At 59.4% G+C, this 14733-nt stretch carries 15 protein-coding genes; all 15 read left to right on the forward strand.

All coding sequences use genetic code 11. The features are described from left to right. Nucleotides 1-91: 91 nt before the first annotated feature. The 15 genes from RGCCGE502_RS03435 (at nt 92) to fliR (ending at nt 14733) form a co-directional block, all read left to right on the forward strand. Nucleotides 92-727, forward strand: a complete 636-nt coding sequence (locus RGCCGE502_RS03435) for a hypothetical protein (RefSeq protein WP_040673933.1) — start codon at nt 92-94, stop codon at nt 725-727. Then, entirely contained in the window at nt 724-2007 is a 1284-nt protein-coding gene (locus RGCCGE502_RS03440; protein ID WP_016552773.1) for a MotB family protein, read from the forward strand. The genes RGCCGE502_RS03435 and RGCCGE502_RS03440 overlap by 4 nt, the downstream gene beginning before the upstream one ends. Nucleotides 2008-2009: 2 nt before the next feature. Next, nucleotides 2010-3317: a chemotaxis protein MotC gene (gene motC / locus RGCCGE502_RS03445; RefSeq protein ID WP_016552774.1), complete on the forward strand. Its 1308-nt coding sequence runs from the start codon at nt 2010-2012 to the stop codon at nt 3315-3317. Between the two features lies 1 nt (nt 3318). Next, nucleotides 3319-4716 carry a flagellar hook-length control protein FliK gene (fliK, locus tag RGCCGE502_RS03450; RefSeq protein WP_016552775.1) on the forward strand — a complete coding sequence of 466 codons (1398 nt, stop codon included), beginning with the start codon at nt 3319-3321 and terminating at the stop codon, nt 4714-4716. Then, nucleotides 4658-5221, forward strand: a complete 564-nt coding sequence (locus RGCCGE502_RS03455; RefSeq protein ID WP_040673910.1) for a transglycosylase SLT domain-containing protein — start codon at nt 4658-4660, stop codon at nt 5219-5221. The genes fliK and RGCCGE502_RS03455 overlap by 59 nt, the downstream gene beginning before the upstream one ends. A gap of 283 nt (nt 5222-5504) precedes the next feature. Next, a complete protein-coding gene (rem, locus tag RGCCGE502_RS03460; RefSeq protein WP_016552777.1) occupies nt 5505-6176 on the forward strand; it encodes a transcriptional activator Rem in 672 nt (223 codons plus the stop codon). 129 nt (nt 6177-6305) lie between these two features. Next, nucleotides 6306-7607, forward strand: coding sequence for a flagellar hook protein FlgE (locus RGCCGE502_RS03465; RefSeq protein WP_016552778.1), 1302 nt, complete (start codon nt 6306-6308; stop codon nt 7605-7607). Nucleotides 7608-7625: 18 nt separating this feature from the next. After that, on the forward strand, nt 7626-9092 hold the full coding sequence (flgK, locus tag RGCCGE502_RS03470) for a flagellar hook-associated protein FlgK (RefSeq protein ID WP_016552779.1): 1467 nt from the start codon (nt 7626-7628) through the stop codon (nt 9090-9092). A 3-nt stretch (nt 9093-9095) separates the two neighbouring features. Further along, nucleotides 9096-10217 (forward strand): flagellar hook-associated family protein, encoded by a 1122-nt coding sequence (locus RGCCGE502_RS03475; RefSeq protein ID WP_016552780.1) that lies wholly within the window; start codon nt 9096-9098, stop codon nt 10215-10217. 36 nt (nt 10218-10253) lie between these two features. Next, a complete protein-coding gene (gene flaF / locus RGCCGE502_RS03480; protein ID WP_007530128.1) occupies nt 10254-10601 on the forward strand; it encodes a flagellar biosynthesis regulator FlaF in 348 nt (115 codons plus the stop codon). Then, a complete protein-coding gene (gene flbT / locus RGCCGE502_RS03485; RefSeq protein WP_016552781.1) occupies nt 10598-11047 on the forward strand; it encodes a flagellar biosynthesis repressor FlbT in 450 nt (149 codons plus the stop codon). Before flaF ends, flbT begins: the two co-directional genes overlap by 4 nt. Beyond that, entirely contained in the window at nt 11038-11478 is a 441-nt protein-coding gene (gene flgD, locus RGCCGE502_RS03490; protein WP_016552782.1) for a flagellar hook assembly protein FlgD, read from the forward strand. The genes flbT and flgD overlap by 10 nt, the downstream gene beginning before the upstream one ends. Before the next feature lie 63 nt (nt 11479-11541). Next, on the forward strand, nt 11542-11808 hold the full coding sequence (gene fliQ, locus RGCCGE502_RS03495) for a flagellar biosynthesis protein FliQ (protein ID WP_016552783.1): 267 nt from the start codon (nt 11542-11544) through the stop codon (nt 11806-11808). 88 nt (nt 11809-11896) lie between these two features. After that, a complete protein-coding gene (flhA, locus tag RGCCGE502_RS03500; RefSeq protein ID WP_016552785.1) occupies nt 11897-13984 on the forward strand; it encodes a flagellar biosynthesis protein FlhA in 2088 nt (695 codons plus the stop codon). Further along, the gene (gene fliR, locus RGCCGE502_RS03505) at nt 13981-14733 is read left to right on the forward strand and encodes a flagellar biosynthetic protein FliR (protein WP_016552786.1); all 753 of its coding nucleotides are present in this window, start codon (nt 13981-13983) and stop codon (nt 14731-14733) included. Before flhA ends, fliR begins: the two co-directional genes overlap by 4 nt.

Genomic DNA, 14733 nt, shown 5'->3' on the forward strand with positions numbered 1-14733 from the left:
AAGGCGCAGTGCGAGAACCGTGCCGGATAAGTTGTCAGTTCATGATGGGGTACGGCATGTCGCAGTCCTCTGCAGCGAAAGGGTGGATTCGGTGAGCGCACTGCTCTCTCGGTACCTCAAGGATTTTGGCGAGCCTGCCGTCGTCGCTCCCGTCGCGGAAGCGGATGAATTTGCAGGCGACTTTGGTGGGTTTGCCGACGTCGCCTCCGAACCCGTGATCGACCTCGAAGCGGAGCGTCACAACGCTCATGCGGACGGCTATGCGGAAGCCACCGCGGCGCTGACGGAGAAATATGAGCTGGAAGCGCAGACGGTCGCACTCGTGCACCAGCGTGAAGTCGAAGAGCTTCGCGACCGGTACGAGGTGGAGGCCGCAGAGCTGATCGCCTCCCGTCTCGACGCGATGGCGGGCGATATCGCCGAACTCGTCAGCGCAACGGTCGCAAAGGCGCTTGCGCCTGTCATGACCGATGTTCTGTCACAAAAGGCTGCCGTTGATCTTGCCGGCATCCTGCGTGAGGCGTTGCTGGAAGGTGATGTCGGCACCGTGACGGTCAAGGGGCCGACGCGACTGTTCGACGTGCTGAAGAATACACTCGGCGAAAAGGTTGGTCTTCTGCGCCATCATGAAACGGCTGATGTCGACCTGACCGTCGAGTTTGACGACGCCGTCCTTGTCACGCGCATGTCAGCCTGGGCGACGAGCCTGAAGAAAGTTCTGGAATGAGTGATAGCGAAAACCACCATCACGGCAAGAACGAGATCATCATCGTCAAGCGGCATGGCGGCGGTGATCACGACGGTGCGCATGGTGGCGCCTGGAAGATCGCCTATGCCGACTTCATGACGGCCATGATGGCGTTCTTTCTCGTTATGTGGCTGGTCAACGCTGCGAACGAGGAAACCAAGGCCTCCGTCGCGACCTATTTCAATCCGATCAAGCTCGCCGACGAGAAGCCCACGCAAAAAGGCTTGAAGAAGCCGGTCGATCAGGCGGATGGCGACCAGAAGCAGGACAAGTCGAAGGAAAAAGAGGACGAACCGACCAAAGGCGCATCGGCCGCCAATGGCGATGACCAGACCTCGACCTCCGGCGACCAGACGAATTATTCGGAAGCCGACTTTTTCGAGAACCCCTATTCCGTGCTGGCGGAGATTGCGCAGGAAGTCGGTCAGCAGGCAAATGTCAGCGCCAAGGGCGAGGGCGGTGCCAGCGAATCCGGTCCGGCAACTGGTGCCGACGGCGGTCAGGCCTATCGTGACCCCTTCGATCCTGATTTCTGGACGAAGCAGGTGGAAGTCACGCATGCCGACAAGAAGCAGCCCGCCTCGAAGGATACGCCCGTTGATGGTGCGACAGACGCCACCGAAGTTGCCAAGGCGGAAACAGAGAATCCGGCGGATCTGACCGGCAAGGCTCAGAATGAGCAGGCTGAGGAAACGGCCGAGAGCCAGCCCCAACACGTTGCATCGTCGGTGGAGATGCCGTCTGAGAATGTCGAGGGTAAGGAAAAGCCGCAGACTGAGGCACAAAAGGCCGCCGAGCAGAAACGGGCTGAAGAGCTGCAAAAGGAAATCGCCCAACAGATTAGCGGCGTAGCCGGCAAGCTCGCCGAAGGTCTGACGGTAACATCATCGGAAGGCGGCCTCCTCGTCAGCATTTCCGATCAGAGCGACGATTCCATGTTCAACATCGGATCGGCCGTCCCACGCAAGGAAATGGTGCTTGCGATGGAGAAGATAGGCGAGGTCCTAAAGGGCAAGCCCGGCGCTGTCGTCATCCGGGGTCATACTGACGGTCGCCAGTACAAGGGCGAGAACGAGAACTGGCGCCTGTCCATGGATCGCGCCCAGGCTGCCTACTACATGATCGTTCGTGGCGGCCTCGACGAGAAGCGGGTTTCGCAGGTCTCAGGCTTCGCTGACCGCAAATTGAAGGATCAGGTGGATCCGTTCAATGCCACCAACAGACGCATCGAAATATTGCTGCAGGCGGATCAAGGATAGTCATGATCCGTCACCACCAACGTCTTCTGCTTATGCTTCTCGGCCTCGCGGTGGGGCCTGCTGCGGTCGCGCACGCGGAAGATCAGGAGGACATCGCGCCTTACAAGATGCTGAGGTCGCTGCAGTTCGTGCAGGACTCCGTCGTGCTCGGCGATCACTCGGCCGCCGAGATGCAGCGTTTCATGCTTGGCACGATTGATCAGCGTCTGCGTACGATCGACCAGTCGGTGTTCGACGATGATCGCAATGTCGATGCGGCACTCATCTATGCGATGAGCGGCGGCAATCCGGAGACCCTCGAATACCTGGTCGCCCGCGATGTAAACGGTCACTTCGACAACCGCATCAGCGACGTGCTGCGGAAGTATCTCAGTGGCAAGGGATTGCTCGTCGCCAAGAGCCTTGTCGAGACCGCGAACGAATACAAAGACAAGAAGATCGGTCCCTATCTTGCGCTGGTCGGCGGCAATGTAACCATCGCCAAGAGCCCGATGGAAGCGCTGAAGCTGTACGACCAAGCGCGCCTTACCGCACCGGGCACAATCGTCGAGGAGGCGGCGCTGCGCCGCTCCGTATCGATCTGCGTCGAAGCCGGCATGGTGGACAAGGGACTTGATTATTCGCAACGCTATGTGCGCCGCTTCCTGCATTCACCCTATGCCAGCCAGTTCGCGGACCTGTTCGTGAGGCTGCTCGTCAATCACGATCAAGAGGTGAAGGCCGACGACGTCATCAGCATCCTCTCCTTCATGGATGAGGCGAGGCAGCGTGAGGTCTATCTTCGCATCGCCCGCGCGGCTGCGATCGCCGGCAAGGGCGATCTCGCGCGGATGGCCGCGGCCCGCGCACAGACGCTCGCCGGCGATTCCGACAATGCCTTTGGGGCGCTGGCGGATTTTTATGGCGGCATGGCGTCGATCCCGACTGACAAGATCGATGCGGCCACGAAGAACATCTCATCCATCCCGGACCAGGAGTTATCGCCACGCGACCAGGCACTGCGGGCCGCGGCAAAAGCTATTGCGGAACAAGTGCTTCGCGCGCCGGACCCGGCAAGCTTGACGCAAGCGACGACCCCTAAATCTTATAGCCAAGAAATTACTTCTGAACAGGCAGCGGCCTCACCGGAGGCGGAGCAGGGGGATATACCAAATCCAGCTCCAGGTCCTGTTGTCGGAGACGCGGGTCTAACGCCGCCATCCAATGTTGGGGGACAGCAGGACGCCGACCCGTCATTCAGCGCATTCGTGACGTCAAGCCGATCGCAACTGGATGAAATCGACGGCCTCTTGAACAAAGAAAGCAATTGAGATGATGGACATCAGCGTTTCGGGGGGAGCGTCTGGAGCAGGGGCCGCCTCGGCGGCCGGCGCTGGCCGTCAGACGGGCAGCGGCGGTGATGCGGACGCAGGGGGGTTCTCCGACGTCCTGAACAAGGCCAGCGGCGGCAAGCATGACGCGGCCGGGCAAGCGACGGCAGACGGCAGCGGGTCCGGCGCGCCGCGTCATACGAGCACGAAGGCATTGATCGACCTTGGAAGCGCTTCGCTCGCAGCCCACGCCGAGATGAAAGAAAAGGCGTCCGGCTCCGTGGACAAAGACACGAAGAAGACGGAGCGCGGCGCCACGAAGGCCGGAGGCAAGCACGATGAGGCCGTCCCGGAGGATGCTGCCGACGTGCTAGAGGATGCCGTCGCGTCCCGTCCGGCCAAAGGCGCCAAGGAGACGAAGACTGACGCCACTGATGTCACGAACACTGGCGACAACGACAATGCCATCTCCGATGTTCTCAGCCTATTGAAGCAGCTGCCGACGGACGGAGCCGCCGCAGCCGCGTTTGCGGCCATGGCGGCTGCGAACCAAAAGGCTGACGGCAAGGTAATGGCCGATCCCAAAGACAAGCAGGTGGTCGGCACCAAGCAAAAGGACGAGACGTCCATTCACAACGATGCTGTCAGCGTCGATGCGACGGGCGACGTTCAACTGCCGGGCACGGATGTTGCTGGCGTTACCGACGCGACGACATTCAGGCTGAGCCGCGCCGATGGCCGTGGGCAGTCGATGGACATGCATCTTGGCTTGGACAAGGATGCCCCAGCCGAGTCCGGCGGCAAGGCCAGCATCGAGAGCGTATCCGTCCTCGACACGCGCCGCTATATCGGTCTGGCGCAGAACACCAATTCTGCCGCGGTGACGGCCGCGATATCCGGTGATCCGGAATGGGCGCAGGCCATGCAGGCGAGCTCATCCCTGTCGAACGCCGCTGAGTGGTCGAGCACCGGCAAGGTGGTGAATACGCTCAAGATCCAGATGAATCCGATCGATCTCGGCCTAGTCACGGCCACGATGCGGCTTCAGGGCGACGCGCTCAACGTCGACCTGAAGGTCGAGACCGGAGCGGCCTATCGACAGCTGAAGGAAGACCACGGCAAGATCATCGAGGCTCTACGCAGCCAGGGCTACGCGATCGACAACGTCACGATCAGCATGGCGCCCGTCGACCGCTCCGACACCGGCAATCAGGCGAACGCACAAGCGCAGCAGCAGGGCCAGGCCTTTGCTCAGCAGGGCCAGGGCGAGGCCAGAGAGCGCCAAAATCAATCAGGACAGCGAACTGGCGGAGACTTCAATGGCTCGAGCGAAAGCAGTGTTGAGGGCACTTCTCCTGGCGCCGCTGGCAGCGGCCGCAGTGGCGACGTCTATCTCTAGCGCATGGGCGTCGAACAGCGCCTGTGAGCAGGAGATTCAGTCCGCCGCGTTGAAGTATGGCATCCCCGAAGGGATACTCTATTCCGTTGGTTTGACCGAGACCGGTCGCAAGGGATCGCTCTACCCTTACGCGCTGAACATCGAAGGAAAAGCCTTCTTTCCCCCTTCCGAGCAGGACGCTCTGAGGCAGGTTGACGTTGCGCGCAGGTCCGGCGCAAAGCTGATCGACATCGGCTGCATGCAGATCAACCAGTACTACCACGGTGAGAATTTTCGGTCGGCAGAGGAGATGTTCGACCCCCGCCGCAATGTGGAATACGCGGCACGGTTCCTTCGCAACCTCCATGACCGTCACGAAACATGGACAATGGCGGTCGCCCGCTATCACGCCGGACCCAACAACGACCCCGCCCAAAAGCAATATGTCTGCCGGGTCATCGCCAATCTGGTCGCCACTGGCTACGGCAAATGGACTCCCAATGCGAGCAACTTCTGCCAGAACTGACTCAATCAAAGCGAGCAGAAAACAGAACAAAGCAGAAATGTGTCATATTGTGGCGAGAATCTGTCTCAATGTGGCAAGGCAAGTCACATTTTAGACCTTGTTAACTTTTCCACGAAATTTTTGTGTGCATAATTTCGGTCTGCTACTACATCTAGATCAAATCGCGCCTCAATTCTTAATCAACTATTAATTCCCGTCGATTAGTTCCTACAGCTTGTCCCAGAATCGCGCGATTCGTACCCATAGAGCATCGAGGTACCACAAGTGATTCGGAGGCGGACGAATGATCGTAGTGGTTGATGAGCGTGAGCTCGTGAAAGATGGTTACACTTCACTTTTTGGGCGGGAAGGCATTCCCTCCACAGGGTTTGATCCAAATGAATTCGGCGAATGGGTTCAGACGGCGGCGGATTCTGATATCGCGGCTGTCGAGGCGTTCCTGATCGGCCAGGGGCAGCAGACTTTCGAGCTGCCCCGCGCGATTCGCGATCGGACGATGGCGCCGGTTATCGCAGTCAGCGACCAGCCATCGTTGGAAAACACGCTTGCACTTTTTGATTGTGGCGTGGACGACGTCGTGCGCAAGCCGGTGCATCCCCGGGAGATCCTGGCCCGAGCCGCCGCCATTCGGCGTCGACTGAAAGCGATTTCCAGCCACACGGACATCGGTGCGATCCGCGTGTTCTCGGATGGCCGCGATCCGGAAATTCACGGCGAAGTCTTTGCGCTTCCCCGTCGCGAGCGCCGCATCCTCGAATATTTGATCGCAAATCGCGGTCGTCGCGTCACCAAGACTCAGATCTTCAACGCGATCTACGGAATATTCGACGACGAAGTCGAAGAGAACGTCGTTGAAAGTCATATTTCCAAGCTGCGCAAGAAGCTCCGGAAGAAGCTCGGCTTCGATCCGGTCGATTCGAAGCGCTTCCTTGGCTACTGCATTGATTGGAACTGATTTTTTTAGAACGGGCCGTGTTGCCTGAGCATTGTCGCTGCATTCTCTCGACGATCGTTCAGCTCCAGACAGCTTCACGCAAGGCCCACCAAATACTTTCAAGCCTACTAAGGGAATCGAGGTTTTCAGATGAGCATTTTTGGCAGCATGAAGACGGCCGTGTCCGGCATGAACGCCCAGGCAAACCGCCTCAGCACCGTCGCCGACAACATCGCGAACGCAAACACGACGGGCTACAAGGCCGTTTCGACCGCCTTCTCGTCGCTGGTTCTGCCCTCGACCTCGGGCAACTACAACTCCGGCGGCGTGCAGACGTCGGTTCGTCAATCGGTCTCAGAGCAGGGCGATATCTCCTACACGACGTCCAGCTACGACCTGGCCATCTCGGGCGACGGCTTCTTCATCGTTCAGAGCCCGGATGGCGTTCCGGTTTTGACCCGCGCTGGTGACTTCACCAAGGACCCTGAGGGTAACCTGGTCAATTCCGCCGGTTTCAAACTGATGGGTTATTCTTACGACGCTGGCGCACCCGCCGTCGTCGTCAACGGTTTCTCGGGACTCGTGCCGATCAACGTCAATCAGTCCGGTCTGACGGCGATTGCGTCGACAACGGGTACGTTCTCCGGAAACCTCAATTCGAACGCGAACGTTGCTACCGGCAACCTTCCGAGCTCGAACACGGCGCCAATCACCGCCGACACGAAGCAGATGTCGATGGTCGGTTACGACAAGCTCGGCAACACCGTGCAGTACGATTTCTACTTCACCAAGACCGCGGCCGGGACGCCAGCGTCCCCCGGTCCGCCGCCGGTTGCCGCAACCTCCGGCACCTGGCAGGTCGCAGTCTACCGCCACGACGACGCGGCCACTGGCGGCACGTCCTCGTTCCCCTATTCGTCGGCCGCGGTTGGCACGACGACATTGACCTTCGACGCTAACGGCAAGATGGCGTCCGCCGGCGCGATGACGCTCACCGACCCGGTTACCGGCGGCTCCATCGCGATGGATGTAAGCGGCTTCACGCAGCTTGCGTCGGAGTTCGCGGGTAGCGGTACGCCGAACGGCCAGGCCGCCAGCCCGGTCAAGGATGTCACGATCGACAAGGACGGCACGGTATATGCCAAGTACGCCGACGGCACGTCTAAGCCGCTCTACCGCGTTCCGCTGGCGACTGTCGCTAGCCCGGACAACATGACGCTGATGAGCGGCAACGTCTACAGCGCCAATGGCCAGTCCGGCGTGACGGTCACCGGCTTCCCGCAGACGAACGGCTTCGGCTCGATCCAAGCGGGTGCGCTGGAGAGCTCGAACGTAGACCTCGCCGGCGAACTGACCGAAATGATTGAATCGCAGCGCAGCTACACCGCCAATTCCAAGGTGTTCCAGACGGGGTCCGACATCATGGACGTCCTCGTCAACCTCAAGAGATAAGTAGGGTTCGGATAAGCCATGTCGCTCACTTCCGCACTGAATACCGCGCAGAACATATTTAACAATACCGGCACTCAAAGCAGTGTCGTATCGAACAATATCTCGAACTCCAGCAACAGCGACTACGTGCGCCGGCAGGCGATGATCACCACCTCGCTGGGTGGCGCGCAGGTTGTGAAGATCAGCCGCGCGCAGGAAGACGCGCTGATGCGTCAGTGGCTGAAGGCGAGTGCGCAGGACAGTGGTCAGCAGACGCTGCTTGGTGGCCTGACCGACCTGAAGTCGATCATGGGCGGAAACGATTACGAAACGTCGCCGGCCAACTACCTGGCAACGTTTCGCGAAAAGCTCCAGGCTTTCCGCACGTCGCCGAGCAGCACGATTGCCGCGCAGAGCGCAGTCACAGCCGCGCAGGACGTCGCCAATTCGCTGAACGACGCAACGAAATCCGTGCAGGCCGTTCGCCAGGGCGCCGACAAGGAAATCGCGACGCAGGTCTCGACCCTCAACACGCTGCTTGCACAGTTCAAGACGGCGAACGACGCCGTCAAGAGCGCCACTGCGACCGGCGGCAATCCATCCGATGCGCTGGACGAGCGGGACAAGCTGCTCAAGCAGATCTCTTCGATCGTTGGCGTTAACGCAGTCGACCGTGACAACGGCGATATGGCGCTCTACACAACGGACGGCACCGTCGTCTTCGATACGATACCGCGCACAGTCACGTTTGTCGCCCAGAACACTTATACTGCCCAGACGAAGGGCAACGGCGTCTACATTGACGGCGTGCTGCTCGGCAGCGGCAAGGGTTCGACGAGCACGGCGCAGGGAAGCCTGCAAGCGCTGCTGCAGGTGCGCGATGATATCGCTCCGACCTTCCAGTCGCAGCTCGATGAGATCGCGAAGTCGCTGGTCACCATGTTTTCGGAAACCGGCGGCACCCCCACTACCACGCAACCCGGCCTGTTCGTCTGGAAGACCGCCGTTGGAGCGCCAGGCGGTACACCGACGGCACCCGGCGTGATCGACGGCATTGCCGGCACGATCACCGTGAACGCCGCCGTGATCACCAACCAGGGCGGCGACCCGATGAAGTTGCGTGACGGCTCGATCTCGGGCCTCACTAACCTGAACACAACGGGCAGCAGCGGCTTCTCGGACAATCTCGACGCGCTCTACACGGCGATGGGCACCGCGCAGACCTTCTCGGCTACCGCTGGGCTGTCGTCCAACGTCAACATCATGGACTACGCCTCGAACTCGATCGGCTGGCTTGAGCAGTACCGAAGCGATGCAACGACGGCCTCCGAGAACACCTCCGCGGCGCTCTCGCGTTCGACGGAAGCATACTCCAACGAGACGGGCGTCAATCTCGACGAAGAGCTGACGCTGCTTCTCGACATCGAGCAGTCCTACAAGGCGGCTACGAAGATCCTCAACGCTGTCGACGAAATGATGAAGTCATTGCTGGATATAGCGAGTTAAGCCATGAAAAGTTCATTTATTTCTAGCTCAGCCATTCAGAACGCAATGCGATTGACGATCCGCCAGTCGCAGAAGCAATTGGTCAGCGCTTCTCTCGAAGCAACGACCGGCGTTTACGCCGACATTGGTGCCTCGCTCGGCTCGGGCGCGGCGAAAAGCGTGAATTTCACGGCCGAAGTCAGCCGCATCAAGGCCCTTAAGGGCAGCAATTCCGTCGTCTCAGCGCGCTTGGAAGCATCGCAGCTCGGGCTCGACAGCATGAAGAAGGCCGGCGATGCGCTGGTTTCCAAGCTGACCGCGCTTCAGGGCAGCCAGGACAAGACAAGCATCACGGTGGCCATGCAATCTGCCGGTGACGCGCTGTCGCAGCTGATGGATACCGGCAATTCGATGCTCAACGGCGAGTACCTGTTCTCGGGTATCAACACCGATGTCCAGCCGCTCACCAATCAGCAGACCGCCGCGACGACCGCTATTCAGACCAACCTGGAAGCTTATGCAAGCGGCCTCGGCAAGCCGGTGAGCTCTCTGACGGGCGCCGAAATGGGCACCTTCATCACCAACTTCGTCGAGCCGATGTTCTCGCAGGACACCTTCAACGGCACGTCGACGCCGATCGCGTTCCCGCCGCCCGGCGCACCGACGCCGGTGGCGCCAGCGGCCTACGTGACGCCGCCTGCCTGGAGCGATTGGTCGGCTGCTTCGAACCAGAACATGACGAGCCGCATCAGCAACTCGGAAGTCGTGACGTCGTCGACCAACTCCAACTCGGACGGCATGCGCTACTTCGCGCTGGCCTCGATCACCGTCTCGGCGTTGGCGAGCCAGAATGTAAGCGCTGACGCACTGAGCACGGTCACGTCGAAGGCGATCGGTTATGCGGCACAGGCAACGACTGGCATCGTGACGCAGGCGAGCCAGCTCGGTCTTTCGCAGGAGCGCGTCGAGAAAGCCAACGACGCCCTCGATGCCCAGTCCAGCATCATCCAGAACAAGCTCGTCGATCTCCAGGGCGTGGATACCTCGGAAGCATCGACGCTGGTCAACACCCTCCAGACGCAACTGGAGACCGCCTACACCATCGTCTCGAAAATCCAGCAGTTGAGTCTCGTGAACTACCTTTGATGATCAAGGGTATGAAAGACAAAGAAGGATGCATGAATGTATCAGTTCTCTTACTCCGAGATCATGGAGGACTCGGTTGCCGATGCGAAGGAGCGGGAGCGTCAAGTTCTCGACAGGTCCATCGAGCTGCTGTCGATTGCGCGGGACAAAGAGAAATACAGCCGGGAAGCCATTGATGCATTGTTCTACACCCGGCGTGTTTGGGTGAGCTTTATCGAGGATCTCAAGCATCCGGACAACCAGCTTGAAATTCAGCTGCGGGCGAACCTCATCTCCATCGCGATCTGGATCTTGAAAGAGTGCGATCGGATCAGGCGCCGGCAGTCGACGAACTACCAAGGCATTATCGACGTTACCACCATCATCAGGGATGGACTAAAATGAAAAGCACACTTCGTATCTCGCTAAAAGCCGGGGAAAAGATCTTCATTAACGGTGCGGTTTTGCGCGTCGATCGCAAGGTCGCGTTGGAATTCCTGAACGATGTAACGTTCCTTCTCGAAAACCACGTTCTCCAGCCGGAAGACGCGACGACGCCTCTGCGTCAGCTCTACTTCATCGCGCAGATGATCCTCATCAATCCGGAAGGCAAGGATCAGTCGACGGCGATGTTCCGCAAGTCGATCACGATGTTGCTGACTTGCTTCAAGAACGAGGAAGTCCTCGCCGAACTGAAGCGCATTGACGGTCTGGTTTCCACCGGACGCGCCTTTGACGCGTTGAAGGCGATCCGTGGCCTCTATTCGATCGAAGACAGCATTCTCAACAACCAGGAAATGCACCCGACGATGGTCGAGCAGATTCGCAAGGAGATCGCGCCATGGCGGTAGACGGCGTATCCAACGTCAACAGTTCTTCGTCGTCGAGCAGCTCGAGCGCACAGCAAAAGGCAACACTCAACTACGACAACTTCCTGCAGCTTCTCATCGCCCAGATGAAAAACCAGGATCCGACGGATCCGGTGGATGCGAGCGAGCAGATGTCGCAGCTGGCAAGCTTTTCGCAGGTCGAGCAGACAATCCAGACGAACAGCAAGCTGGACACGTTGCTGGCAAGTTCGAGCCTGACCCAGGCAGGCAGCTACATCGGCAAATACATGACCAGCGCCGACGGCAGCGTGAAGGGCACGGTCGCCTCGGTAAAGGTTTATTCCGACGGCATCATTGCGACGACGACCGATGGCGGTAATATCCTCGTTCAGGCGGGAATCACCCTGTCTGACAAGGCGCCGACGACGACAGATACCTCGTCGTCGAGCTAGGTGAAATGACAGAGCGGTTCGGCCCAGTCGGACGAACCGCAAGGCGATATGAGGTTGCCTGCGATGAATGAAGCTGATGCACTTGACCTATTCCAGGCAGCGATCTGGACCGTTCTCGTTTCCGCCGGCCCGGCGGTCGCGGCGGCCATGGTGGTCGGTCTGATCATCGCGCTCTTCCAGGCGCTGACACAGGTTCAGGAAGCAACGCTCACCTTCGTTCCGAAGATCGTGGCCGTCCTCGTCACCATCGGCATCTCCGCGCCGTTCGTCGGGTCGCAGATTTCGATTTTCACCAATCTGGTGTTTTCGCGCATCCAGTCCGGCTTCTGAGCCACCCTCGCGCAAGCTTCGCCATTTAGTTCTCGATCCGAATTGGTGGGCATCATGCCCGCACCTCTCATGAAGAGACGGAATCGAAATGGCGCAACCTCCCGCACTTCCCCTTCCGAAAGCCGGACTTAGCGTACGTGATATCGGTTTTGCCATGGGCATCATCGTTATCATCTGCGTGCTTTTCCTGCCGATCCCTCCCTTCCTGATCGATATGGGCCTGGCGTTCTCGATCGCCTTCTCGGTGTTGATCCTGATGGTGGCGCTGTGGATCCAGAAGCCGCTCGATTTCTCATCCTTCCCGACCATCCTTCTGATCGCGACCATGACGCGCTTGGCGCTCAACATCGCGACGACCCGTGTCATCCTTTCACACGGCAACGAGGGCCATGATGCCGCCGGCGGCGTCATCGCAGGGTTTGCAAGCCTCGTCATGTCCGGCGATTTCGTGATCGGTCTGATCGTCTTTCTGATCCTGATCACCATCAACTTCATCGTCATCACCAAGGGTGCAACGCGTATCGCCGAAGTCGGCGCGCGCTTCACCCTCGATGCGATCCCCGGCAAGCAGATGTCGATCGACGCCGATCTTTCTGCCGGCATCATCGACGAGAAGGAAGCCCAGCGCCGGCGTAAGGAACTCGAAGAGGAAAGCTCCTTCTTCGGCGCGATGGACGGTGCGTCCAAGTTCGTACGCGGTGACGCGATTGCCGGTCTTCTGATTACCTGCATCAACATTTTCGGTGGCATCATCATCGGCTATTTCCGGCACGGGATGCCGATTGGCGAGGCCGCCGACGTCTTCGTGAAGCTCTCGGTCGGCGACGGCCTCGTCTCGCAGATGCCGGCGCTCATCGTTTCGCTCGCGGCCGGCCTTCTCGTGTCGCGCGGCGGCACGGTCGGTTCCACCGAACAGGCGGTCGTCAATCAGCTCAGCAACTATCCGCGCGCGCTTTCGGTGTCCGCCGTGCTGATGGCAATCCTCGGCCTCATGCCGGGTCTGCCATTCGTCCCCTTCATGTTCCTTGCCAGTCTTCTGGCCTTCGGTGCCTGGTTCATTCCTCGCCAGGTCGAGGCCGAGAACAAGGCTCGACGCGAACAGGAAGAGAAGAAGGTCGTCCAGAACAAGGAACTCGAGAAAGACTCCGTCAAGTCGGTGCTGCGCACCTCGGAGATCGAACTCGCGCTCGGCAAGATGGTGTCGACCCGTCTGCTCGGCGCCCATCAGGAGCTTGCCTTCCGTGTCGGAAAGATGCGCAAGAAGTTCGCGACGCAGTACGGCTTTGTCGTTCCCGAAATCAAGGTGACCGACGACATCGCCATCGCCGAGAAGTCCTATCAGATCCGAATCCACGGCACGACGGTCGCGTCGAACATGCTGCGCGTCGGCGAAGTTCTTGTCGTCACCGGCTCTGGCCGCAAGCCGAGCATTCCCGGCGACGAGATTCGAGAGCCGGCCTTCGGCATGCCCGCCGTTTCCATCCTTGAGGCTTTTTCCGAAGACTTGAAGCGCGAAGGTTTCCAGCCGATCGACAACGTTTCCGTCGTGCTGACGCATATGAGCGAAGTCATCCGCAACAATCTACCGGCGCTTCTCTCCTACAAGGACGTGAAGGTGCTGATCGACAGGCTCGATCCGGAATACAAGAAGCTGGCCGACGAGATCTGCTCGTCGCATATGTCTTACTCCGGCCTGCAAGCCGTCTTGAAGCTGCTCCTTGCCGAGCGCGTATCAATTCGCAACCTGCACCTCATCCTGGAAGCCGTCGCCGAACTGGCGCCCCATGTCCGCAAGACCGAGCAGATTGTCGAACACGTTCGCGTTCGCATGGCGCAGCAGCTTTGTGGCGATCTTGCCGACAACGGCGTCCTGCGGGTGTTGCGACTCGGCAGCAAGTGGGATCTTGCCTTCCATCAGGCTCTGAAGCGCGACAACAAGGGCGAGATCATCGAATTCGACATCGACCCGCGCATGCTCGAGGAGTTCAGCGAGCAGGCAACGAAAGTTATCCGTGAATTCATGGACCGCGGCCTGCCGTTCGCCCTTGTCACTTCGCCGGAAACCCGATCCTATGTGCGCATGATCATCGAACGCTTGTTCGCAACGCTCCCGGTCCTCTCGCATGTAGAGCTCGCCAAGGGCATCGAGATAAAGATTCTGGGCTCTATTTCATGATAACTGACCCGCAAGGGACCGTTCTGGCGCTGTTCCTGATTTTCTGCAGGATCGGCGGCTGCGTCCTGGCGATGCCCGGCTTTTCCTCGGCGCGGGTACCGGCTCAATTGCGGGTCTTCATCGGTGCTGCCCTGTCGCTGGCGATCCTTCCGGTCCTGTGGGACACGGTCTATCCGATCGTCCACACGGCGAACGCCACCTATATCGGTTACATCTTCAGCGAATCGTTGATCGGTGTGATGTACGGCATGCTCGCCCGGGTCTACACGGCCGGTCTGCAGTTCGCGGCCAGTGTCATCGCCATGATGGTCGGATACACGCAGCCGAGCGCCGGCGACATCTTCGAAGATACCCCCGAAACCAGCCTTTCAGGCTTCATCACCTTCGCCGGCATGATGATCCTGTTCATGATGGACTTTCATCACATCGTGTTCCGGGCGTTGGTGGATTCCTACACGTCGATGCCTTTCGGAGGCATCCTGCAGATGCGCAGCACGCTGATCTCGTTCACCGACACGCTGTCGTCGACCTTCATGATCATGCTGCGGCTCTCGAGTCCCTTCCTGATCTACGGCCTGATGTTCAACATCGCCATCGGCTTCATCAACAAGCTCGCGCCGCAGATTCCGGTGTACTTCATATCGACCCCGTACCTGCTGCTCGGCGGCCTGTTCCTTTTCTATTTCTCCGTGGCGGCACTGGTCAGCCAGTTCGGCCAATCCTTCGCTAGCGTCTTTATCGGCAGGTAG

Origin of the sequence: Rhizobium grahamii CCGE 502 (assembly GCF_000298315.2) — a bacterium.
Taxonomy (GTDB): Bacteria; Pseudomonadota; Alphaproteobacteria; order Rhizobiales; family Rhizobiaceae; genus Rhizobium; species Rhizobium grahamii.

Coding starts and splice junctions, on each gene's coding strand:
- fliQ (WP_016552783.1), top strand. CDS start 11,542: ATGAATGAAGCTGATGCACTTGACCTATTCCAGGCAGCGATCTGGACC.
- flgD (WP_016552782.1), top strand. CDS start 11,038: ATGGCGGTAGACGGCGTATCCAACGTCAACAGTTCTTCGTCGTCGAGC.
- rem (WP_016552777.1), top strand. CDS start 5,505: ATGATCGTAGTGGTTGATGAGCGTGAGCTCGTGAAAGATGGTTACACT.
- RGCCGE502_RS03440 (WP_016552773.1), top strand. CDS start 724: ATGAGTGATAGCGAAAACCACCATCACGGCAAGAACGAGATCATCATC.
- motC (WP_016552774.1), top strand. CDS start 2,010: ATGATCCGTCACCACCAACGTCTTCTGCTTATGCTTCTCGGCCTCGCG.
- RGCCGE502_RS03475 (WP_016552780.1), top strand. CDS start 9,096: ATGAAAAGTTCATTTATTTCTAGCTCAGCCATTCAGAACGCAATGCGA.
- flbT (WP_016552781.1), top strand. CDS start 10,598: ATGAAAAGCACACTTCGTATCTCGCTAAAAGCCGGGGAAAAGATCTTC.
- flaF (WP_007530128.1), top strand. CDS start 10,254: ATGTATCAGTTCTCTTACTCCGAGATCATGGAGGACTCGGTTGCCGAT.
- RGCCGE502_RS03465 (WP_016552778.1), top strand. CDS start 6,306: ATGAGCATTTTTGGCAGCATGAAGACGGCCGTGTCCGGCATGAACGCC.
- fliK (WP_016552775.1), top strand. CDS start 3,319: ATGATGGACATCAGCGTTTCGGGGGGAGCGTCTGGAGCAGGGGCCGCC.
- flgK (WP_016552779.1), top strand. CDS start 7,626: ATGTCGCTCACTTCCGCACTGAATACCGCGCAGAACATATTTAACAAT.
- fliR (WP_016552786.1), top strand. CDS start 13,981: ATGATAACTGACCCGCAAGGGACCGTTCTGGCGCTGTTCCTGATTTTC.
- flhA (WP_016552785.1), top strand. CDS start 11,897: ATGGCGCAACCTCCCGCACTTCCCCTTCCGAAAGCCGGACTTAGCGTA.